This window comes from Bacillus sp. TE9106W (assembly GCF_054062215.1).
Window position 1 is genome coordinate 234,715 of the sequence record NZ_JBSSFA010000006.1, and the last position, 20,910, is coordinate 255,624.

The 20,910-nt window shown below is 33.6% G+C and carries 21 protein-coding genes; 15 read left to right on the plus strand and 6 right to left on the minus strand.

Annotated elements, in window-relative coordinates; all coding sequences use genetic code 11:
• Nucleotides 1–3: 3 nt before the first annotated feature.
• Nucleotides 4–969, minus strand: a complete 966-nt coding sequence (locus tag ACVWY7_RS14250) for a DMT family transporter (RefSeq protein ID WP_142395521.1) — start codon at nt 967–969, stop codon at nt 4–6.
• A 185-nt stretch (nt 970–1,154) separates the two neighbouring features.
• Nucleotides 1,155–2,342, minus strand: a complete 1,188-nt coding sequence (locus ACVWY7_RS14255) for a GTP-binding protein (RefSeq protein WP_000723688.1) — start codon at nt 2,340–2,342, stop codon at nt 1,155–1,157.
• Between the two features lie 187 nt (nt 2,343–2,529).
• Here ACVWY7_RS14255 and ACVWY7_RS14260 point away from each other — a divergent pair, with 187 nt between their 5' ends.
• The 5 genes from ACVWY7_RS14260 to fumC all read left to right on the plus strand — a co-directional run bounded on the left by ACVWY7_RS14260 (nt 2,530) and on the right by fumC (nt 8,545).
• Complete coding sequence (locus ACVWY7_RS14260; protein WP_105989132.1) at nt 2,530–3,507, plus strand: permease; 978 nt, start codon at nt 2,530–2,532, stop codon at nt 3,505–3,507.
• A 13-nt stretch (nt 3,508–3,520) separates the two neighbouring features.
• Nucleotides 3,521–4,393 (plus strand): TIGR03943 family putative permease subunit, encoded by an 873-nt coding sequence (locus ACVWY7_RS14265; protein ID WP_105989134.1) that lies wholly within the window; start codon nt 3,521–3,523, stop codon nt 4,391–4,393.
• A 112-nt stretch (nt 4,394–4,505) separates the two neighbouring features.
• Entirely contained in the window at nt 4,506–5,165 is a 660-nt protein-coding gene (locus tag ACVWY7_RS14270) for a class I SAM-dependent methyltransferase (RefSeq protein WP_001104664.1), read from the plus strand.
• Nucleotides 5,166–5,497: 332 nt separating this feature from the next.
• Nucleotides 5,498–6,901, plus strand: coding sequence for a Na+/H+ antiporter NhaC (nhaC, locus tag ACVWY7_RS14275; RefSeq protein ID WP_000843972.1), 1,404 nt, complete (start codon nt 5,498–5,500; stop codon nt 6,899–6,901).
• 255 nt (nt 6,902–7,156) lie between these two features.
• Nucleotides 7,157–8,545, plus strand: a complete 1,389-nt coding sequence (gene fumC, locus ACVWY7_RS14280) for a class II fumarate hydratase (RefSeq protein ID WP_105989136.1) — start codon at nt 7,157–7,159, stop codon at nt 8,543–8,545.
• A gap of 82 nt (nt 8,546–8,627) precedes the next feature.
• Here fumC and ACVWY7_RS14285 read toward each other — a convergent pair whose 3' ends face one another.
• Nucleotides 8,628–9,050 (minus strand): PH domain-containing protein, encoded by a 423-nt coding sequence (locus ACVWY7_RS14285; RefSeq protein WP_000669055.1) that lies wholly within the window; start codon nt 9,048–9,050, stop codon nt 8,628–8,630.
• A gap of 687 nt (nt 9,051–9,737) precedes the next feature.
• Here ACVWY7_RS14285 and ACVWY7_RS14290 point away from each other — a divergent pair.
• The gene (locus ACVWY7_RS14290) at nt 9,738–10,502 is read left to right on the plus strand and encodes a DUF2087 domain-containing protein (RefSeq protein WP_001280287.1); all 765 of its coding nucleotides are present in this window, start codon (nt 9,738–9,740) and stop codon (nt 10,500–10,502) included.
• 98 nt (nt 10,503–10,600) lie between these two features.
• Complete coding sequence (locus ACVWY7_RS14295; protein WP_000804148.1) at nt 10,601–12,010, plus strand: MATE family efflux transporter; 1,410 nt, start codon at nt 10,601–10,603, stop codon at nt 12,008–12,010.
• A gap of 207 nt (nt 12,011–12,217) precedes the next feature.
• Here ACVWY7_RS14295 and ACVWY7_RS14300 read toward each other — a convergent pair whose 3' ends face one another.
• Nucleotides 12,218–12,916, minus strand: coding sequence for a peptidase E (locus ACVWY7_RS14300; protein WP_000762136.1), 699 nt, complete (start codon nt 12,914–12,916; stop codon nt 12,218–12,220).
• A gap of 393 nt (nt 12,917–13,309) precedes the next feature.
• On the opposite strand from ACVWY7_RS14300, the gene ACVWY7_RS14305 reads away from it, so the two are divergent.
• The 6 genes from ACVWY7_RS14305 (at nt 13,310) to ACVWY7_RS14330 (ending at nt 17,084) form a co-directional block, all read left to right on the plus strand.
• Nucleotides 13,310–13,708, plus strand: a complete 399-nt coding sequence (locus tag ACVWY7_RS14305; RefSeq protein ID WP_001983153.1) for a DUF3942 family protein — start codon at nt 13,310–13,312, stop codon at nt 13,706–13,708.
• Nucleotides 13,709–13,815: 107 nt separating this feature from the next.
• Entirely contained in the window at nt 13,816–14,229 is a 414-nt protein-coding gene (locus ACVWY7_RS14310) for a BlaI/MecI/CopY family transcriptional regulator (protein ID WP_000495063.1), read from the plus strand.
• 4 nt (nt 14,230–14,233) lie between these two features.
• A complete protein-coding gene (locus tag ACVWY7_RS14315; RefSeq protein WP_000871918.1) occupies nt 14,234–15,046 on the plus strand; it encodes a M56 family metallopeptidase in 813 nt (270 codons plus the stop codon).
• A gap of 53 nt (nt 15,047–15,099) precedes the next feature.
• Entirely contained in the window at nt 15,100–15,813 is a 714-nt protein-coding gene (gene ccdA / locus ACVWY7_RS14320; RefSeq protein ID WP_000990441.1) for a cytochrome c-type biogenesis protein CcdA, read from the plus strand.
• Nucleotides 15,814–15,831: 18 nt separating this feature from the next.
• The gene (locus ACVWY7_RS14325; RefSeq protein WP_000733163.1) at nt 15,832–16,386 is read left to right on the plus strand and encodes a TlpA family protein disulfide reductase; all 555 of its coding nucleotides are present in this window, start codon (nt 15,832–15,834) and stop codon (nt 16,384–16,386) included.
• A 17-nt stretch (nt 16,387–16,403) separates the two neighbouring features.
• Complete coding sequence (locus tag ACVWY7_RS14330; protein ID WP_000454860.1) at nt 16,404–17,084, plus strand: prolipoprotein diacylglyceryl transferase family protein; 681 nt, start codon at nt 16,404–16,406, stop codon at nt 17,082–17,084.
• A gap of 50 nt (nt 17,085–17,134) precedes the next feature.
• Here ACVWY7_RS14330 and ACVWY7_RS14335 read toward each other — a convergent pair whose 3' ends face one another.
• Nucleotides 17,135–17,680: a helix-turn-helix domain-containing protein gene (locus tag ACVWY7_RS14335; protein WP_000427633.1), complete on the minus strand. Its 546-nt coding sequence runs from the start codon at nt 17,678–17,680 to the stop codon at nt 17,135–17,137.
• 150 nt (nt 17,681–17,830) lie between these two features.
• Here ACVWY7_RS14335 and dsdA point away from each other — a divergent pair, with 150 nt between their 5' ends.
• Nucleotides 17,831–19,165, plus strand: coding sequence for a D-serine ammonia-lyase (gene dsdA / locus ACVWY7_RS14340; protein ID WP_431174921.1), 1,335 nt, complete (start codon nt 17,831–17,833; stop codon nt 19,163–19,165).
• A gap of 26 nt (nt 19,166–19,191) precedes the next feature.
• Here dsdA and ACVWY7_RS14345 read toward each other — a convergent pair whose 3' ends face one another.
• Entirely contained in the window at nt 19,192–19,500 is a 309-nt protein-coding gene (locus ACVWY7_RS14345; RefSeq protein WP_307879387.1) for a CPBP family intramembrane glutamic endopeptidase, read from the minus strand.
• Between the two features lie 142 nt (nt 19,501–19,642).
• Here ACVWY7_RS14345 and ACVWY7_RS14350 point away from each other — a divergent pair, with 142 nt between their 5' ends.
• Nucleotides 19,643–20,890 carry a DUF445 domain-containing protein gene (locus tag ACVWY7_RS14350; protein WP_105989138.1) on the plus strand — a complete coding sequence of 416 codons (1,248 nt, stop codon included), beginning with the start codon at nt 19,643–19,645 and terminating at the stop codon, nt 20,888–20,890.
• Nucleotides 20,891–20,910 lie beyond the last annotated feature (20 nt).

Here is a 20,910-nt window from a genome sequence, read left to right on the forward strand (position 1 = left end):
CTTTCATTGTATATTTTCCTTTTTCTCATGAACAAGCTTTAATTCTGGTTTCCCTTCATCTGGTTTTTGACTTAAGATGAGCACCATTACAATGACACAAAAAGCCCCTAATAACTGAAAAGATTGAAACGGTACATGTAATATAAGTACAGAAGAAATAATAGCTGCGAGTGGTTCAGTACAACCGAATAATGTCGTTTCTTTCGGAGTCAAGTATCGTATGCTGTCTAAGTATAAATAAAAGGCAATAAGTGTCCCAAAAATGACAACAAATGTGATGAGCGGTAGAGTACTTAATTTTACATATTTCACAGTTGATAATAAAATAAAGTCTTTCGTAGAAATAAAGTGTACAATCGTTACACCAATACCCCCAATAATCATACCCCATCCAACGATAACAGAGGAAGACCATCTTTCTAGTAATCCCTTTGAATATAAACTATAAAAAGCGAGAGATAATCCAGATAAAATCCCCCAAATAATAGCTGGTGTAGAAACAGCTAAGTTATGCACAGACCCGTTTGTTAGCAAGAGGAAAGTACCTACTAATGAAAGGGTAATTGAAATGAAATCAATTTTTGATGGACGAACGTTCCATTTGAAAAGTAAGTATACAGTGATGAATATAGGAGCTAAATATTGTAATAATGTTGCAACGGCGGCATTTCCTTCTTTAATAGAAGCAAAATACGTATACTGTACAGCAAGCATACCGAATAAACCAAACAATATCATTTTATAAGCATCAGATCTTTGTTTCCAAATGCCGAATATTTCTTTTTTGCTTGTTCCGAATGATGCAATAATGAGTAAGATAATGCCAGATATAAGTAATCGGATTGTAACTAACCATTCAGTAGAAATATTGTCATATTGAAAAAGTTGTTGTGCAGCTGTTCCGGACAAGCCCCATAAACAAGCACCAATGACAACCATAATGATTCCTTTTAAACGATTTAGATCCATCATGTATAGAGTCCTCCTTCAAAAAAATATATTGTATACAATATGCAATATATCACGTAATGAATAAAAAACAAACTGAAATTTCTTACTTAATGTAAAGTTGTTATTCAAATGAAAGGAGTTTGTTAAATAAGAGAACGATAAAATAGAAAGGCTTCCGTTTACGGAATCCTTTCTATTTTGAATTATGAAGTGTAAGTAAAAGCTGGAATAGGATCAATGAATGTATTCCAGTTTTGTGTCATTTCTTTTTCTGTTAATAGACAATCATCTAATGATTGTTCAATTAAAGAACGGTTCATATCAATTCCGATAAATACGAGTTCAGTTATTCGATCTCCATATTGTTTATCCCAGTTTTTCAATACTTCTGGCTCTTCTATGATCATTTGATTTCTTTCAGTTTCAGGTAATGCTGCTATCCATTCACCGGCACCTTGAATTGTAATAGAGGAACCTGCTTGAGATAGAAGACCTATCATATTATTACGAGATGCGAGCCAGAAAAAGCCTTTTGCTCTTACGACATCTACAGGCCATTTTTCTAGCCAATTCATAAGGCGTTCAGGATGGAAAGGGTATTTACGACGGTATACAAAGGAATTGATACCGTATTCTTCCGTTTCGGGTGTATGATGTTCACTATTTAATTCTTGTATCCAGCCCGCCGATTGACTGGCTTCCTCATAATTGAATACATTTGTATTTAAAATTTCTTGCAGTGGTACGTTGCTAAAGGAAGATTCAATAATTTTTGCATTAGGATTTAATTTCTGTAGCAGTTGATGAAGTTCTATCACATCTTCTTTTTCTAGTAGATCTATCTTATTAAGAATAATTACATTTGCAAACTCAATTTGATCTATTAATAAATCAATAACTTCCCGAGTATCATTTTCATTGATTGCTTGTTTGCGATCTAATAAACTTTCTCCATCTGCAAAATCATCCCAAAATCTATTTGCATCTACAACTGTAACCATCGTATCGAGGCGACAATTTTTCGTTAAATCAATGTTAAGAACGTCGTCAGTATAAGTAAATGTTTGGGCAACTGGAATCGGCTCACTTATACCGGAAGATTCAATCACTATATAGTCAATATCACCGTTTTCAACAAGGCGATTCACTTCTATTATTAAATCTTCTCGTAGTGTACAACAAATACAGCCATTTTGAATTTCTACTAGTTTTTCCTCTGTACGTGAAAAACCACCTTTTTTTATAAGGGAGGCATCAATGTTTACTTCGCTCATATCATTAACGATAACAGCTACTTTTAAGTTGTTCTTATTAGTTAAAATATGATGTAGTAATGTAGTTTTTCCGGATCCTAAAAACCCACTTAATACAGTGATAGGTATTTTTTTCATGAAATTCTTTCTCTCCTTTAAATCGTAATGATTACGTTTTATGTTAAATGATTGAAAGGGAAAAATCAATAATAAATCATAATGATTACGATTTAAGAATAGGAATAGACTATAACATTTGTGTTGTAGTAGTAGATGCATTTGGACAAGCACATGTTTACATATAAATAAAATGGAGGCGAGAAGGTTGGTTTTTAATAGAGTTTCAAAAGAATTAGCAGGCATAGTGCTTATTGTTATTTTTCTCTTTTTATTATTTTTTGTAGATTTTACAAGCCTAGCAAATTTGCACAAAAGTATGCCGCAAGTATGGTTGAATGTGAACACACTCTTTTTAAGTATTATTTTTGAAGCAATACCTTTTATTTTACTAGGGATAATCGTTTCTTTACTCATTCAAGTGTTTGTGACAGAAGATATGATTCAAAAAGTAATGCCGAGATCTCCAATTGTTGCAATGATTCCAGCAGTATTTGTGGGAATTCTTTTTCCAATGTGTGAATGTGTCATTATACCAATTGTAAGAAGGCTCATTCAAAAGGGGTTACCACTTCATGTAGGCATTGTTATTTTACTAAGTGCACCTATAATGAATCCGGTGGTTCTTTTATCTACCATATATGCGTTTCAAAAAAATGATTACGTTGTATATGCACGCTTTGGGATAACAATTCTTGTTGCTCTATTCATAGGCTTAATTGTGTATTATCGCTATCGCGAAAGAAATGTTTTAAAAGACGTAGAGGGTTCAGTTCAAAAAAGCAAAAAAAAGAGTTGGAAAGATGTTATGAATCACACTGTAGATGAGTTTTTTGATACTGGTAAGTATTTATTGATGGGTGCTTTTTTAGCAAGTGTATTTCAAACTTTTTTTGATCGGAATGTACTGGATGCAGTAGCAAATAACGAAGTAGTTGCCCCAATTATTATGATGGGATTTGGTTATGTTTTATCCATTTGCTCAGCTGCTGATGCATTTATAGCGGCATCTTTTGGACAAGTTTTCTCTGTAAAAGCACTTCTCGCATTTCTTGTGTTTGGACCTATGCTTGATATGAAAAATACATTAATGCTATTTGCATATTTTCAAAAGAAATTTGTATTCTTTTTGATTGGAATTATTATTTTATCGGTGTACACAATCGTGCAAATTACAAGATTATAGGAGGTGAGAAACAATGGAGAAAGAGGAGCAGAAGGCATATCATCGCTATATACGTAGCATTATTTTAATTGGTTTAGCAATGCTCTTATTTAAATTACTTGTAACCGGAAATATATATAATTTTATCGCTCCAAAAATGATTAAATTTACGTATATAGCTTTTGTAGTGCTCTTACTTCTTGGTTCTTTACAAGTTTGGAGAGATGGAAGAGAAAAACAGGATGATTGTAATTGTTGTAAGTATCATACAGCATCAAAATCAGGGATGAAAAGTTTGTTTGTATATGTTTTATTTGTTGTTCCAATTATTAGTGCTTTTCTCTTTGGAAGTGTAACAATTGATGGAAGTTTAGCGGGAAAAAGGGGTATGAATCAAAGTGTACAGGCGAGAAGTATGGAAAAGAATGAAAAAGAGGGAATACGGGCAAATTCTGATTGGAAAGAACAAGATGAAACTTCGAATTTAAAAGGGACTGAACAAGTGGAAGAACAATTGACAAAAAGTATGTTAGGACAGCGTAAAATACAAGTAGAGGATAAGGACTATGTTCAAACAATGGGTATAATTGGTCAAGATGTGAATGGGTTTAAAGGGAAAGAAATTACATTCACAGGGTTTATATATAAGGATAAAGATGTGAGAGGGAATAAAACAGTGGTGGCTCGATATGGCATAACTTGTTGCATTGCAGATGCATCAGTCTGGGGGATGATTGTTACGGGGCAAAACGTCGAAAAATTCCCAGAAGAAACATGGGTGAAAGTAACAGGGATATTAGATAAAACGACATACAAAAGAATGCCATTTCCACTTGTGAAAATAAGTAAATTGGAGAAAATTAATAAGCCAGCAGACCCATATGTATATGATGCTTTACTGCAATAAAAAAGAATGAATTCTTCATATTTTCATGAAATAGAATCATAATCATGACGATAAAAAAATAAAGATAAGAGTAATTTGGTTTGTTAAAAATATGTGTAGAAGGAGATACGTGATGAACTGGGTTACTCATAAACCATCATTTGAATTTGAAAAATTTAGCCCTATTATTCGGTCACAATCTGCTTGGAGTGGACATTTAGATTTTGCATATGACTTAGTACGATTTGAAAAACCAGAAACTTTAGTTGAGTTAGGTACACATTTAGGAGCTTCCTTTTTTAGTTTTTGTCAGGGAGTAAAAGATGGAGGGTTATCGACTAAATGCTTTGCAGTAGATACTTGGGCTGGAGATGGGCATACAGGTCCATATGGAGAAGGGGTTTTTCAAATAGTAGAAAAAGTAGTGAGCGATAACTACCTTAATATAGGGAATTTAATTCGATCTACTTTTGATGATGCTGTAGACCGGTTTCAAGATGAAACGATAAATCTTTTGCATATTGATGGCTATCATACGTATGAAGCTGTTTCTCACGATTATAATACATGGCTACCGAAAGTCGCGAAAAACGGTATTGTGTTATTTCATGATATTGAAGTTAGAAGTGGTGATTTCGGCGTGTATAAGTTTTGGGATGAGGTAAAAGCGAAGTACCCTCATTTTCAATTTGCACATTCATATGGATTGGGAGTGTTATTTCCGAAGGGGTGTAGTGATAAGTTTGAGGAAATACTTAAAAATAAAGAAGAAATACAAGATATGTATAAATAAAAGTGGAGCATGCATCATTTGAATGATGTGTGCTTTTTTGTGTGGGGAATAATGATATTCCTTTAAACGGTGAGTATAATAGTAAAACGTTTTATGATGGAAAATATTGAAAAAGTTACCCTTTGATTGTTAAATATAAAAAATGTAACATTTTTTATATTTTCCATTGCGAAAAGTAGCATCTACTTTTACAATAGAAAAGGTGTCCAATATATTATACTGGAAAAATAAATCGAAATAATATGAAAATTTTGTTTTGTCTTCGCTAATTGTATATTACATACATGTAAGACGACATACGTCATGTTATCGACTTGTAAGGAGAGAAAAAAATGAAAAGTGTAAGATTACCATCGATGCTAGAAATCATAGTTCTTTTATTACTATTTCTTGCTGTTGTCTTTTCCTTCCAAACGATTTTTGATCTCCCAATTCAATTAGCGCTATTTATTTCATGGTTTTTAGTAATTGCGCTTGGATTAAGATTAGGATTTCGTTATCAAGAATTGCAGGATGCAATTACGAAAGGGATTTCTAACGGATTAGAAGCAATACTCATTTTAGTTGCAGTAGGTGCTTTAATTGGAACATGGATTGCTGGTGGGATAGTACCAACATTAATTTATTATGGATTAGAATTTATTCACCCTAGCATATTCCTATTAGCAACATTAATTATTTGTTCGATAACTTCTATCGCAACAGGAACATCTTGGGGAACGGTAGGAACAGCAGGTATTGCTATGATGGCAATTGGTGAAGGTCTTGGGTTACCATTACCACTTGTTGCTGGTGCAGTTCTTTCAGGTGCTTATTTCGGGGATAAATTATCGCCACTTTCTGATAGTACAGTATTGGCAGCATCTATGGCAAAAGTAGATGTTATTGCACACGTACGAGCTATGCTTGTATTAGACGTTCCAGCGTATATTATTACTAGCATTATGTTTACTGTAGCTGGTTGGATGTATGGCGGAGATAACGTAGATTTAAATCGAGTAGAATTTTTAAAGGAATCATTATTAAAGCACTTTGATATTAAAATATGGATGTTAGTTCCGGCGATTATTGTCATTGTACTATTAGCAATGAAGAAGCCTTCTATGCCTACAATTGCAATGGGAGCTTTACTTGGCGCAATTTGGGCAACTGTTTTCCAAGGAATGCACTTTGGAGACGCAATTGGAACAGCATATAACGGATTCTCAATTCAATCAGGCGTTGAGTTTGTCGATAAGTTATTAAACCGTGGCGGAATTAACGGGATGCTCGGTTCAGTAGCCGTAATTATTTTCGGTTTAGGGTTTGGTGGATTACTTGAAAAATTAGGTGTTTTAAAAGTAATCGTATCAAAATTCGAAAAGAAATTAAATTCTGCTGGTAATGTAACGTTATCTACATTAATCATTGCATTTTTAGCGAACATATTTGGCTGTGCGATGTACGTATCACTTATTTTAACACCGAAAATTATGCAAGAAAGTTATGATAAACTAAAAATCGACCGCCGCGTATTAGCGCGTAACTCAGAAGTAGGTGGAACATTAACTTCAGGTATGGTTCCATGGTCGGATAACGGTATTTTTATGGCTGGTATTTTAGGTGTTGCGACGATATCATACATTCCATTTATGTGGTTAAGCTTCGTATCGTTAATTTTAGCAGTTATTTACGGATATACAGGCAAGTTCATTTGGTATGTAGATGATGCTGAAAAAGGAAAAGAAGCGTCATAAATAAAAAATCACCTTCTACGTGTTGTAGAAGGTGATTTTTTATTATGAAAGCATATTTTTTCATATTGAATTCCTCCAGTAGTGTTATAGTAGGTTACAAAGGAAAGGATACAGCCTAAACTTAAGTTTAGGTCAAGAGGAATTTTTTTAAATAAATATAGAATATCTATATATAAGAGTGAGAATTCTTATCATTTAAGAGAAAGTCTGTTATTATAAGAGATGTAGGTATTATATTTTCAAGGGGATGAAAACATGGAGTACAGAATTGAAAGAGATACATTAGGAGAAATAAAAGTTCCAGCTGATAAATTATGGGCAGCACAAACACAACGTAGTAAAGAAAACTTCCCGATTGGAACAGAGCAAATGCCGCTTGAAATTGTAAAAGCATTTGCAATTTTAAAGAAGAGTGCAGCGCTTAGCAATCAAAAATTAGGAAAGCTATCAGAAGAAAAAGCAGAAGCAATTGTGGAAGCAGCTGACGAGGTAATCGCAGGGAAATGGAATGAACATTTTCCGCTTGTCGTATGGCAAACGGGCAGTGGTACACAGTCAAACATGAATGTGAATGAAGTAATTGCAAATCGTGGGAATCAAATTTTGAAAGAAAAGAGATCTGACGTACATATTCATCCGAATGATGATGTGAACATGTCTCAAAGTTCAAATGATACATTTCCAACGGCGCTTCATGTAGCATGTGTAATTGCAGTAGAAAATCACGTATTACCAGCTATTACGAAATTAAAAGAAACGTTAGCAGAAAAAGTAACTGCATTTGAACATATTATAAAAATTGGTCGTACACATTTACAAGATGCGACACCGTTAACTTTAGGGCAAGAAATTAGCGGATGGCACCGTATGCTTGAAAAAACAGAGCGTATGATTGCAGAGAGCAATACATATATGAAAGAGCTTGCGATTGGTGGTACAGCAGTTGGAACAGGTATTAACGCTCATCCTAAATTTGGTGAGATGGTATCAGAGGAAATTAGCCAATTTACAGGTAAACAATTTATTTCTGCACCAAATAAGTTCCATGCATTAACGAGCCATGATGAAGTTGTATATACTCACGGTGCATTAAAAGCATTAGCTGCGGATTTAATGAAAATCGCTAACGATGTACGTTGGCTGGCAAGTGGTCCACGTAGTGGTTTAGGAGAAATTATTATTCCGGCGAATGAGCCAGGAAGCTCTATTATGCCAGGTAAAGTAAATCCAACGCAAAGTGAAGCGTTAACGATGGTTGTAGCGCAAGTGATGGGAAATGACGCAACAATCGGATTTGCTGCGAGTCAAGGTAATTTTGAGTTGAACGTATTTAAACCTGTTATTGCATATAACTTCTTACAATCCGCTCACTTATTAGCAGATGCAATTGTTTCATTTAATGATAATTGTGCAGTTGGTATTGAAGCTGATGAAGAAGTCATTAAAGAGAATGTGAATCGTTCATTAATGCTTGTTACAGCATTAAACCCGCATATCGGATATGAAAATGCAGCGAAAATTGCGAAGCATGCTCATAAAGAAGGGTTAACTTTAAAAGAAGCAGCATTGCAATCTGGACTACTAACAGAAGAGCAATTTGATGAAATTGTCGATCCGAAAAAAATGATTGCTCCGAAAGAGTAATAAAAGAGCCGAGATTCTTTAGAATCTTGGCTCTTTCAATATATATCTTTTCTATTTGTATTACTGTAAGTACCAAAATATATTATTTGTTAGCAGGCATATTCAATACTTTCATATGTGGACAATGTTCTTTTAAGAGTGAAATGAACTTTTCTTCTTCTTGGGGTACAAAAGCTGTTACTGAGTCAAATAAATTGTAATGGATTTCTAATCGCTGTCTAGTCCATTTTTTTGAATGAAGTTTTTTGCCAGAGTAGTTAATGTGGCGAATGTCTTCAAATGGAATTTCAGTATGAAATACGAAACCGTGTTTTACAATAAGAGAGGAAGCAGTTATATGGTAGTGAGAAAAATAGAAGGAAGAAAGATTTACGATATTTATAAGCATCATGAGAGTGAAGAAAATAGAATTTTCATTTTGGAAGAATAGCGAAATGAAAAAAATTATGATAAATAATGAAATGAAAATGACGTGAAACGGATTTTTTTTCGCTTTAAATTTCAAGTTAGTCATCTCGGTATACGTGTTCCTTAACTAAATTAAATCATAATATCTTGATAAAACGTGTAAATATGCAGAATTGCATATTCCTTCGACTTATTATTCATGTAAAATTTCTTGATGGAATACATTCAAAAGAAGTTTTCTAATAGTGGAGTGGCATGAAGTGACTTACAAAAATAGAAAGATAGCGTTAGTCATAATTAGTTGTATGATGATTATGGGGAGTTGTGCTAATACATTTGTTGAAGATAGAAACCGAAAGCATACATTTGTACAAGCAAGTAAGGTTTTAGTAGAGACTGTAAATAGAATATTTAAAAGATAAAGGTGTTTTCGTATACGGAAACACCTTTTTTGTAGTTAAAATTGAATGTATTTTCTCCCAATGTCCATATTCACTAATTGCATATGTATTTTGGGCAATTTGTTTAACAGTAAACCAAGGGTCGTGCAGAATAGTCATGTTTTGTTTCACATCCTATCGTAATCCATTTATTAAATACATTCGCTTTTTATTGCTTCATGTCCTTTTTAAAGAATATATAATAGATATTTTTATAAAAGTTTGCAAAATAGGTAAACGAAACGTTGAAATGTTTATTTCGTTTGTGTTAAGATGATGAAGTGATAATAAACGTTATTGAAATTTGTTTATTTTAAAATGGACATTTTAAAGGAGTGTTTAGTATGAGCGATATTTCAGAGAAGTTTTGGGATGCGTCGGTAGAGGAATTGAAAAAAGGGTATGTGTTTGATGAGGAAACGGAAGAGTATATTTGTTTAGCTTGTGGAGAAACGTTTATTAAGGGGGTTATTTATCAAGATAATCAAGTTTTGTATGAAGCAGAGAAGTTTGTACAATTGCATGTGCAAAACGAGCATACGTCTATGTTTGATTATTTATTAAACCTTGATAAGAAGTATACAGGTTTAACTGATTTGCAAAAGAAAATGGTTCAGTTTTTCCATATGGGGCTGAATGATAAAGAGATTGTAAAAGAGATGGATGGCGGAAGTACTTCAACTATTCGCAATCATCGATTTACACTTCGAGAGAAAATGAAACAAGCGAAAGTATTTTTAGCGTTAATGGAACTATCAGAAGAAAAATCGAAAGTACAAACGAAATTTGTACCTATTCATAGAACAGCAACGATGGTAGATGATCGTTACAATATTACAGAAGAAGAAAATGATGAAGTATTAAAAGCACATTTTACAGAAGGCTTAGATGGACCGCTTTCTAAATTCCCGAAAAAACAAAAGCGTAAATTAATTATATTACGCCATTTAGTGACGAAGTTTGATAGTAATAAAAAGTACACGGAAAAAGAAGTAAATACTATCATAGAAAGTGTATACCCAGATTTTGTGACTTTAAGAAGATATTTAATTGAATATGGTTTTTTAGATAGAACAGATGATGGAAGCCAATATTGGGTGAAGTTATAATATACGGAGAAGAAAATGAATAGAAGCACATCGTTATAACAAATATACAAAGAGATGTAAGTTGAAAAACAGATTTTTAATAAAAGGAGAAATGAAACTTGAAACCACCTACAGATAACAATAAAGAAGGTGCGGAGTCACATAAGTTAGAAAATGAGAGTAAACCGATATGGAAATCAATGTCCATGTTTTTAGTACCGTTACTATTAAGTAATGTATTACAATCGGTCGGACAATTATTTGGTATGGTAGTAGTAGGGAGATGGCTTGGAGTGAATGATTTAGCGGCCATATCAGCATTCTTCCCACTATTTTTCTTACTCGTTTCATTTGTAATTGGTATTGGTTCTGGTAGTTCCATTTTAATAGGTCAGGCGTTTGGGGCAAAAAACGAAGATCGTTTAAAAGCGATTGTTGGTACGACGCTAACATTTACCTTTATTATTGGAGTTGTGTTGGCGATAGTAGGTAGTATTTTTGCGATGGATATTATGCGCCTTATGGGAACGCCAGAAAATATTATTGAAATAAGTGTACATTATGCACGTATTTTATTTATATCGATGCCAGTATTATTTTTATATTTCGCATACACAACATTTATGAGAGGGACAGGAGATTCTAAAACGCCATTTTATTTTTTAATTGTAAGTACAGCGCTAAATATGATCTTATTACCGATTCTTATTTTTGGATGGTTAGGAGCTCCGAAATTAGATGTGTATGGAGCAGCCTATGCTTCTGTTATATCTACAGTTATTACGTTTATTGTCATGTTAGTGTATTTAAAGAAAAAAAATCACCCACTACAATTAGATAGTACGGTAAGGAAATATCTTCGAATGGATTGGGATTTATTAAAGCTATTGCTACGACTCGGTATTCCAGCGAGTATTAATATGATATTAGTTTCATTATCAGAAATTGCGGTAATCGCGTTTGTAAATCGTTACGGTTCGGATGCAACAGCAGCTTATGGGGTTGTGAACCAAGTTGCAAGTTATGTACAAATGCCAGCAGTTAGCCTTGGTATTACAGTCTCCATTTTTGCTGCACAATCAATTGGTGCGAATCAATTTGATCGATTGCAGAAAGTTGTGAAGGCCGGAATTATTATGAACTACGTCATCGGTGGTGTGCTAATATCTCTTATTTACTTGTTCTCAAGAGACATTCTATCACTGTTTTTAACGAGTCAAACTACAATTGAAATTGCTCATAGCCTAGTTATGATTACATTATGGAGTTATTTAATTTTCGGGCATGCGCAAATTATTAGTGCGACAATGCGAGCGAGTGGTACAGTATTATGGCCAACTGTTATCGGCGTCGTATCAATATGGCTTGTAGAAGTACCTGTAGCGTATTACCTTTCTTACCATACAAGTCTTGGCATAGAAGGGATATGGATTGGGTACCCAGCAGCGTTTATTGTCAGTTTAATACTACAATATGCATATTATAAGCTTTCATGGCAGAAGAAACGAATTACAAGATTAGTGAGTTAAATATTGAAAAAGTCCCTAAGTTATTATACTTAGGGACTTTTTTGTAAAGGTATCTTTATCCCGCATTAACGGGCAGTAAGACTCCCACCTCAAAATTCGGCTGGAGCAAAGAAGTTAGGTGGGAGATCAATTGCCCGTAAATGCCCGATTGGTTCAACTAATAATCAGTGGGGGATGAACAAAACCCCCACTGATTAAAGTTTCACTTTATAAATAGCTTTTTAAAGTAATATCAAAATGTTGTCTAATGAGTTTGTTATCACTCATATAAAACTCCCAAGCTTTTTCTGGTTCACCGATAATTTCAAAAGATTCTTCTGTAATATATAAGGCACAATTATCCTCTAGAGCAATGCCTTCTATATTACCTTGATGATTTTGTAAAAAGGAATGGAAGGCGTTCATTCTATTTAATTGATTATAATGTGGACAAAATCTTTTGTTCACAATTCCCCAGCCGTTGCTCTCTATATAACCAGAACCTTCATAATCTGAGCGGATACTAGATGTGAACCAGCACATAGCACCAGCGCTGTATCCTGCAATGAGCGTTCCTTGCTCAAGAGCCAATAGTAATTTTTCATCGAGTTTATGTTCTTTCCATTCTGTAACCATTTGAATATAGTTCCCGCCACCGAGATAAATTAAATCAGCAGACTGAATCATTTCGTCTATTTCATATTTAGAAGGTGTATCAGCTATAATACGTAAAATTTGTACGTCACAGTGTAATTGTTTTTCAAATGTGTCTAAAAATAATTTTATATAGCTTTCATCATCATGACTAGCTGTAGGAATGAATAATACTTTCGGATATTGTTTATTTGTTAATTCTATAAGTCGCTCATTAATAGGCGAGTGATTGGAATCTTGTAAATCACCGCCACCAATGACAGCTAATTTCATAGTAAAGCACCACCTAATCATTTTCGTTATATAAAAATTCGATAGAAGAGAGTTACATTCCTTCTGTGATGTAATGATTAAGTAGAAAATATAGTTTAAATATATCGGAATAGTAAAGCAAAGGCTGGTTATATTGGGAAATGAATTAGAAACAATTTATTAATATATAATACTTCATACTATTGTTTCAAAATATGGAAACAATATGTTTAAATGGATATAAAGAAGCATGTATTCATATTGAATGGGTGCTTATACTTTAAAAAGGAATCGGAAATAATAGAGATTTTACAAATGAGTTTTTACTTTTAATAGGAACTTATATTACAATATGGTAAAATTATTTCAATATATTTATTTAATATGAAAATACAAAGAGGGAGCGTGAAAAAAGTGGATTTTCGATTCGAATTTACAACGAAGGTGAAAGAATACTTGGATGATGAGAAGGATGAAAAAATAATAAAAGATGGACATAGAGATATCATTTTTCAGTATTTATATCCGCTAGAGAGTGAAATTGGTATTTATAAAAATCCTAACTTTACTTTTTTTGCATCAGGAAGACGCTCGCATATCGTATTAGAAAACATTGAATTTAAAACAGAGGTAAATGTAAAAAGTAACATCATTGAAATTACAAAAATAGTAGATAATGTCGTTATCCCGTTAGATACGATTGTAGCGAAAGATCGGGAATTGTTTGCACTTGGGCGTAATGAGAAGTTCAGTGTACAAATATTAGAGCAGTATCTTTTTGATACATTTGGAGAAAAATTAGGTTTAAAATGAATGGAATGGCCTATGTATTTATAGGTAGTGAATTTTCGTATATATCATTTGCGTTTGACCTTTCGTTTAATTTATACTACAATTCGTAGTGTGAAAGGAGCTATGCGATGTTTACTCAAAACTATAAGCTAAATGAGCAAGGGTTAAATCATTTCTTTGGACCGCTTGAAGCGAAAATTATGGAGATTGTTTGGTCTAGCGAAGGAATTACGATTAAAGAAGTGCAGCAGAAATTAAGTGAAGAATCACCTGTGAATTTTAACACTGTGATGACAGTTATGAACAGGTTAGTAGAGAAATTACACCTAGAAAAACAAACTGTGAAAAGAAGTGGCATATATCGTGCTGTACAGACAAAAGATGAATTCTTATCCAATCAAACGAAGAAAATGACACAGGAATTGATGGGGGAATTTGGAGATTTAGTTGTAAATCATATGCTAGATGAATTAGAGCAAGCTGATCCGAATTTAATAAAAAAATTAGAAGACAAATTGAGTCAGTTAAAAAAAGAGGATTAATGAAATGAAATGGCAAATGCGTAAAATCGTATTGTTAGCAGGAATTGTTAGTATACTCTTTTTCAGTATGCTAGTGTATTACGTTACATATCCATTTCTGTTTCAAAATAAGATGTTCTTCCTTTCAAATTTTTGCTTGTTTCAATTAGAAAAACATATGAAGGAGTTATCGCTCATTCGTATTATAATCGCTGGATTTCTACTACTTACTGTGTTTATCGTGTGTAAAAGGATATGGCGACAATTTTTTTATAGTAAAAGATTACAAAAAGTACTTATCCCTTTCATCCGAAAAGGAAAGCAAATATATATATTGCCGACTGCGGAAGTTGCGGCATTTACAATTGGGCTATTTCGTCCGAAAGTTGTCATATCAGAAGGGATGATTCAAACATTTTCAGATGAAGAAATGGATGCAATTATTTTCCATGAAGAATATCATCAAAATAATCATGATCCGTTAAAATTATTTTGTTTTACGTTATTAGCAGAAGGAATGATGTACATACCGGTCTTAAAAGGGTTGTTACAGCGGTATCACACGTATCAGGAGCTAGCTGCTGATAAATATGCGATGCAAAAAATGGAGTCTTCGTTTGAGTTAGGTAGCGCGTTATTAAAATTAATTAAAATAAAGACAATGGAAAATCGATGTGTTACAGCTTCATTTGCAAAAACAGCAATTAATTTACGAATCGAGCAAGTGTTAAATGAAAAAGTTGTTAAGCTTACTATTCCGTTACATACGAATTCGGTATATGTAACATTAGGTTTATTTTGTATGTCGGTTGTGCTGATTGTCGGAGAGTGCATATAGCCTCTTTTTTTAAGAATTAACACTACTTATTGTAGTGTTTTAGGAGGAATAAAATGAATGCAGCAGATTTAACCATTTGGCTTGTAGCAGGGGCAGGAGTATTGTCATTTATATCACCATGCTCTTTACCGCTATATCCATCTTATTTATCTTATATTACAGGTGTGTCTATTCAAGATTTAAAAGAAAATCGTGGGATTATGCAAAAATCAGCGATTATACATACTGTATTTTTTATGATCGGATTTTCGGTTATATTTTACGCGTTAGGTTTATCAGTAAGCTGGATTGGAATCACATTTTCATCTAACCAAAAATTGATTCAACAAATTGGTGGGATTTTTATTGTTTTAATGGGGCTATTTATGACGGGCTTGTTTCAGCCTAAGTGGCTTATGGCAGAGAAAAAGGTGCAGTATAGAAGTAAATCGACTGGATATATTCGCTCGATTTTAGTCGGTATGACATATGCAGCGGGTTGGACTCCATGTGTTGGACCAATATTTTCAGCTGTACTCATGCTTGGTGCGACGAATCCTGAAGGGGCACTTCTTTATATTACAGCGTATACACTTGGATTTGCAGTTCCATTTTTCGTGATGGCATTCTTTATTGGGAAGATAAAATGGATTGTTACATATGCCAATGTCATGATGAAAATTGGCGGTGGAATGATGATTGTAACAGGTATTTTATTGTATACAAATCAAATGACGAAAATTACAGCATTCTTTATTCGTCTATTCGGCGGATTTACAGGTTTTTAAAAATGAGGAGGAAAAAAAGTGAAGAAACTAATTGCTATTATACTGGCCGGAGCATTAATTTGGGCCGGAGTTAATTTTTATAATTCAAAGAAAGAAGAAAAAGAAAGAAAAGCGAAACAAGCGGAATTACAGAAAACAGAAGTATTACCACAAGTAGGATTTAAAGCACCAGACATAACATTAAAAGGATTAGATGGGAAGCTGTATTCGTTACATGATGCAAAAGGTAAACCATATCTTATTAATTTTTGGGCATCATGGTGTGGTCCATGTGAAATGGAGGCACCTGACTTAGTTCGTATGTATGATAAATATAAAAAGGATGTTGAAATCTTTGCGGTAAATGCAACAATAGGAGATCCAGTGCAAGAAGCGAGCGCTTTTGCGGATCGTCACGGATTTAAGTTTCCTGTTTTACTAGATATGGACGGAGTAGCCGGATTAGATTATAAAGTGTTTTCTTTACCAACGACATTTTTTGTTAATAAAGATGGAATTATCGTAGAGCAAGTACGAGGCGTACTACCTCCAGATCAATTAGAAGAGAAATTCAAGAAATTAATTGAGAGTTAAGAGGGGATTTCATAGTGATGGAGTGGATCGTAAGGTTACAACCCGTATCTCTTATAATTGGAAGTTTATTTGGATTTATGTTGATGAAACGAAAGATGAAGAACGAAAGTGTACCATATGAAAAAATGATGGATGCAGTAACAAATGCTTTTCTTATCATCGCATTTGTATGGAAATTTGCACCGGCAATTTTAAATCCAGTATGGGCTATTAGGTCGCCACTGCAAGCATTATTAGCTATAGGAAGTACGAAACATATTGTAGTAGGATGCATAATTGCAAGTGTATACATTGTTTGGAAAAGTAAAAAGGGGCAATTTTCGCTCCGTACTTTACTTGATGCATTACCTATTGCGCTATGTATGAGTATTATTTTTTATTTTCTATTCCACCAAAAAGTAGGAGTACAAACGACATTGCCTTGGGGTGTGAAAGTATATGAATCTAATTTTTTATATCATCCTATATTCGTATACGAGATCATTCTGGCTCTTTGTATAGTGGGCTTGTTATGGATGAAAAATGAAAGGCTTGGAAATGGAAAGAATATAAGTGTATTTCTAATTATTGAGGGGTTTGCTCATATTATTATTTCGCTTGTTAGTGAACAGAATTCGGTTCTATTTGGTTTATCGATGCAGCAAATACTAAGTTTTTGTGTTATGAGTTTAGGGATTTTGTTCGTGCCGAAAAGATAAAAATAGCCATGTACGGAGGAATCCGCACGTGGCTATTTTTATTACATCTATTAAAAAATCGGCGGAGTAACAGAAAATAAAACAATGGCATTTTTCTCGAATTGATTTACCCATTTATGTTTTAAATAAGCGGGTATTTTTACGCTATCACCCGTTTCTAATATGTATTCTTCTTCATTTAAATGTAATGTGATTTTCCCTTCTAATACAAATGCTAATTCTTCACCTTTATGTTCTAGTACGTTTTCTGATGAAGCTGTATTCGGCGGGATGGTCATAATTGCTGTTGCTAAATTTCCTGTGAAATCAGGTGATAGCATTTCATATGATAAATTATCGATAATCATTTTTTTGCGTTTATGAGAACGTACAATTAAATCGTCTGTATTGGTATCCTCAAGTAAAAAGCTAAATGTTGGAACATCAAGAGCTTTAGCGAGTACTTTTAATGTTTGGATAGAAGGGTTAGCAGATCCACGCTCAATTTGACTTAACATAGATGGTGTAATATCAGCCATCTTTGCAAGTTCTTTACTCGTTAAACCTTTTTCTTTTCTTTGTTTTTCAATTTTTTTACCAATATCTATATTTTCCATAATGAAAATCTCCTTACTAATTATTAAATTATATTTAAATAAATTAAATTAAAATTAACTAAAGTGGATAATTTATGTTAAACTATATTAAAATTAATTTAATTATAATTTATTAAATCGTAAGCTACAAGGTGATGAGGAGGAAGAGGAATGAAGGAAATAGAGAAATTAAAAGAGGAATATCCACTATTAAATAAATTAATTGAAATAGAAGAAGTGTTTTGGGTGAATCCGAACATGGAAAAGTATGAAACGGCAATAAAAGATTCGCCACTCAGTGAAGAGAATGTAAAAGATGCGGAGGAGAGGTTAAAGCGCTTTGCATCATACATTGCGAAAGTTTTTCCTGAAACGAAAGAGACGAAAGGCATCATTGAATCACCTTTATTGAAAATCCCTTCTATGAAACAAGCTTTAGAGAAAAATTACGAGCAACCTATTTTAGGAGAATTATTATTAAAATGTGATAGTCATCTCCCGATATCAGGATCAATTAAAGCTAGAGGCGGCATTTATGAAGTGTTGAAACATGCTGAACAATTAGCTTTGCAGCATGGTATGTTAACAGAAGAAGATGATTATTCCATTTTAGATAGTGATACATGTAGAGAGTTTTTTGCAAAATACTCAATTGCGGTCGGTTCTACAGGGAATTTAGGGCTAAGCATTGGGATTATGAGTGCGAAACTAGGTTTTAACGTAACTGTTCATATGTCAGCAGACGCGAAACAATGGAAAAAAGATTTATTAAGAAGTAAAGGTGTAAATGTTATTGAATATGAAGCTGATTATAGTAAAGCTGTAGAAGAGGGGCGCCAGCAAGCAGATGCAGATCCTAGTTGTTATTTTGTAGATGATGAAAACTCACATGATTTATTTTTAGGATACGCAGTAGCAGCATCGCGTTTACAAAAACAATTAGAAGAGTTAGAAATTGTAGTGGATGAAGAGCATCCTTTATTCGTTTATCTGCCATGCGGAGTAGGTGGCGGACCTGGCGGAGTCGCATTTGGTTTAAAGTTATTGTATAAAGACAACGTACACTGTTTCTTTGCAGAGCCAACACATTCTCCATGTATGTTAATCGGGTTAATGACAGGACTTCATGATAAAATCGCCGTTCAAGATATCGGAATTGATAATGTAACAGACGCGGACGGACTTGCGGTAGGAAGGCCATCTGGATTTGTTGGTAAAACGATGGAACCATTTTTGAGTGGGAATTACACAGTAAGCGATGGAGAGTTATATAGATTGTTAAAAGAACTAGCTGATACAGAGAATATTTATTTAGAGCCTTCTGCATTAGCAGGTATGATAGGACCAGTGAAAGTATGTAAAGAAGATGCGTATTTACAAAAGCAACAGTTAATGGAGAAGATGCAAAAAGGTACTCATATTGTATGGGGAACGGGCGGTAGTATGGTTCCAGAAGATGTGATGAATGGGTATTATAAAACAGGTGAGGCATTAATGTATAAATAAAAATGAGGCTGTAAATAGCCTCATTTTTACTTATAGGGCATATCTAAAAAAGCATGAATGAAAATAGGAAGGAGTAAATTATTATTACGAGTGTAAATAAAGGCATAAAGCAAATGTCCTGCAAGGCCAGCTCCTACCCAATCTCCAATTCCTTGAGAGGTGTCGCCTAAAATAATTGGCATAAATGAATGGGCAATCCCGAAGCATGCACAAGTAAGAAATGTACCCCAAAACTTACCTAATAAGACAACTAATCTTGGCCAAAGGTATCCTCTGAATATAATTTCCTCTTCAAAACCGATATTAATTAAATAGTAATAAAGGAAATAAAACATTTCTAATTGAAATCCAAGACTTGTATTATTATAAATTCTTTGTTATTTTCGCATTAGTTCATTATAGTATAGATATAAAGAACTAATATCAAATAAATACAACAAAAAGCTTTATTTTACATAATAAGAGGATGTGTATACGATGTCATTACAGACTAAATATATAGCGGGTATTTCGCTTGGGGTTATGGGAGTAGGTTTTGCGGCTTCTATTCCATTTCAAGGAACGGTAGCAGGTGAGATTATACAAGGAGGATTTGAAGCTGGATTAGTTGGTGGACTTGCGGATTGGTTCGCAGTTACAGCATTATTCCGTCATCCGATGGGAATTCCAATTCCGCATACAGCTTTGTTACCTAAAAATCGTAAACGAGTAACGAAAGGACTCATTAATACGTTAGAAAATGAGTGGCTAACGAAAGAAAGTATTACGAATAAAGTAAAAGAGATGCAGTTAGCACAAATGGTGCTGCAAATTGCAGAGAGAGAAATGCAGTCTGATGCTGTGAAAAAAGGCATTGTAACGATTGCTGAAAAGGCGATTGTTTCAATAGATACGGAAAAATTAGCGGTTATTATTGAAAAAGAATTAAAGGCGTATTTGCATACAATTAATACAAGTAACATTTTACAAGTGCTTGTTGATCAATTAGTTGTGCAAGAATATGATGAAAAGACACTTGATTACATATTAGTAAAAGTGAAAGACTGGACAGCGCAAGATGAAGCGCGTTACCAGCTCGGAAGCTTAGGTATGAAGGCGATGGAAAATATAAAAGTAGATGGATTCTTGCAGTTTACTTTGAAATCATTTATGAATATTGTAGATGAAGATAAAATTGGCGGTATTTTGCAGAAGTTTATTATTAGTAATATTAACAGCTTACAAGATGCTGATAATAGCACGAGACAACTTATATTAGCGAAAATTCGTCAAGAAATTATAAATGTAAAAGAAAATGAAGCTTTACTACAGGAGTTAGAAAATTGGAAAGAAAAATGGATTGCGAATTGGGATGGTACTGACAAAATAAAAGAAATGCTTGGGAAAGTACAACAAAGAGCAGTTACCTTTGTAAATAACGAAGAATTTGCTGATAAATATATTATTCCATTTTTACAAACACAAATGAATAAAATAAAAGAAGATGAACAAACTGTTCAAAAAATAGAAGAATGGTTACAAAAACAAGTTGTGAAGCTTGTTGAAAATAACCATTCAAAAATCGGAAAACTTGTACAAGAAAACCTTGATAAGTTAGATGATAAAACATTAATTGAAATGATTGAAAATAACGTCGGTAAAGACTTACAGTGGATTCGAGTGAACGGAGCTGTTTGCGGATTTATGATTGGATTAGTGTTAGAAGGAATTAAAGCGATTATATGAGAAAAACCTTCCACAATTGT

Bases quoted from the DNA above. Each gene is read 5' to 3' on its own strand.
- nhaC (WP_000843972.1), top strand. From the start codon at position 5,498: ATGAAAAGTGTAAGATTACCATCGATGCTAGAAATCATAGTTCTTTTA.
- ACVWY7_RS14265 (WP_105989134.1), top strand. From the start codon at position 3,521: ATGGAGAAAGAGGAGCAGAAGGCATATCATCGCTATATACGTAGCATT.
- ACVWY7_RS14255 (WP_000723688.1), bottom strand. From the start codon at position 2,342: ATGAAAAAAATACCTATCACTGTATTAAGTGGGTTTTTAGGATCCGGA.
- ACVWY7_RS14335 (WP_000427633.1), bottom strand. From the start codon at position 17,680: ATGGAAAATATAGATATTGGTAAAAAAATTGAAAAACAAAGAAAAGAA.
- ACVWY7_RS14350 (WP_105989138.1), top strand. From the start codon at position 19,643: ATGTCATTACAGACTAAATATATAGCGGGTATTTCGCTTGGGGTTATG.
- ACVWY7_RS14270 (WP_001104664.1), top strand. From the start codon at position 4,506: ATGAACTGGGTTACTCATAAACCATCATTTGAATTTGAAAAATTTAGC.
- ACVWY7_RS14300 (WP_000762136.1), bottom strand. From the start codon at position 12,916: ATGAAATTAGCTGTCATTGGTGGCGGTGATTTACAAGATTCCAATCAC.
- ACVWY7_RS14315 (WP_000871918.1), top strand. From the start codon at position 14,234: ATGAAATGGCAAATGCGTAAAATCGTATTGTTAGCAGGAATTGTTAGT.
- ccdA (WP_000990441.1), top strand. From the start codon at position 15,100: ATGAATGCAGCAGATTTAACCATTTGGCTTGTAGCAGGGGCAGGAGTA.
- dsdA (WP_431174921.1), top strand. From the start codon at position 17,831: ATGAAGGAAATAGAGAAATTAAAAGAGGAATATCCACTATTAAATAAA.
- ACVWY7_RS14250 (WP_142395521.1), bottom strand. From the start codon at position 969: ATGGATCTAAATCGTTTAAAAGGAATCATTATGGTTGTCATTGGTGCT.
- ACVWY7_RS14310 (WP_000495063.1), top strand. From the start codon at position 13,816: ATGTTTACTCAAAACTATAAGCTAAATGAGCAAGGGTTAAATCATTTC.
- ACVWY7_RS14330 (WP_000454860.1), top strand. From the start codon at position 16,404: ATGGAGTGGATCGTAAGGTTACAACCCGTATCTCTTATAATTGGAAGT.
- ACVWY7_RS14345 (WP_307879387.1), bottom strand. From the start codon at position 19,500: ATGTTTTATTTCCTTTATTACTATTTAATTAATATCGGTTTTGAAGAG.
- fumC (WP_105989136.1), top strand. From the start codon at position 7,157: ATGGAGTACAGAATTGAAAGAGATACATTAGGAGAAATAAAAGTTCCA.
- ACVWY7_RS14290 (WP_001280287.1), top strand. From the start codon at position 9,738: ATGAGCGATATTTCAGAGAAGTTTTGGGATGCGTCGGTAGAGGAATTG.